The organism is Mesorhizobium sp. M8A.F.Ca.ET.165.01.1.1 (genome assembly GCF_004792065.1).
GTDB lineage: Bacteria > Pseudomonadota > Alphaproteobacteria > Rhizobiales > Rhizobiaceae > Mesorhizobium.
On sequence record NZ_SRTH01000046.1, the window covers coordinates 1 to 1,129 of the forward strand.

Genomic DNA, 1,129 nt, shown 5'->3' on the forward strand with positions numbered 1-1,129 from the left:
GGCGTCGGCGTGATGCGCAGCCGCTCGGTGCCGCGCGGCACGGTCGGGTAGTTGATCGGCTGGATATAGAGGCCGTGCACGCCAAGCAGCCGGTCGCTGGCCATCTTGCACAGCTCCGGGTCGCCGACCAGAACCGGCACGATGTGGGTCGGCGATTCCATCACCGGCAGGCCGGCGGCGGACAGGATCTGCTTGGTTCGGCTCGCCTGCTGCTGCTGGGCGTCGCGTTCGGCCTGCGAGCGCTTCAGGTGACGGATCGACGTGGTGGCCGCGGCGGCGATGGCCGGCGGCAGCGCGGTGGTGAAGATGAAGCCCGGCGCATAGGAGCGCACCGCGTCGATGACGGCACTGGTGCCGGTGATGTAGCCGCCCAGCGTGCCGAACGCCTTGGCCAGCGTGCCCTCGATGATGTCGATGCGGTCGGCGAGGCCCTCGCGCTCGGTGATGCCGCCGCCGCGCGGCCCGTACATGCCCACCGCATGGACCTCGTCGATATAGGTCATGGCGTTGTAGCGCTCGGCGAGCTCGACGATCTCCTTGATCGGCGCGATGTCGCCATCCATCGAATAGACGCTTTCGAAGACGATCAGCTTGGCGCGTTCGCGCCCGGCCGTCTGCAAAAGGCTTTCCAGATGCGCGACGTCATTGTGCCGGAATATCTTCTTCTCGGCGCCCGAGCGCCGCACGCCTTCGATCATCGAGGCATGGTTCAACTCGTCCGAGATGATCAGGCAATTGGGCAAAAGCCGTGCGATGGTCGAGATCGAGGCTTCGTTCGAGACGAAACCGGAGGTGAAGACCAGGGCGGCTTCCTTGCCGTGCAGGTCGGCCAGCTCATGCTCGAGTTCGACCAACGGGTTGGACGTGCCGGAAATGTTGCGGGTGCCGCCGGCGCCAGAGCCCATCTTGCCGGCCGCCCTCTGGAACGCGGCGATGACGTCGGCGTGCTGGCCCATGCCAAGATAGTCGTTGGAGCACCAGACGGTGATTTCCTCGGCGCGGCCGTTGGAACGCCAGATGGCGCGCGGAAACTTGCCCGCGATGCGCTCTAGATCGGCGAAGACGCGGTAGCGACGCTCGGCATGGAGCTGGTCGATCGCGTCCTCGAAGAACCGCTGGTAATTCATGT

Annotated in this window: 1 protein-coding gene; it reads right to left on the minus strand. The window is 65.8% G+C overall.

Going from position 1 to position 1,129, the window contains the following annotated elements:
• Positions 1 to 1,127, minus strand: a 1,127-nt coding sequence (hemA, locus tag EN808_RS35050; RefSeq protein WP_135918211.1) for a 5-aminolevulinate synthase, incomplete at its 3' end; no start/stop codon positions are given.
• Positions 1,128 to 1,129: the final 2 nt, after the last annotated feature.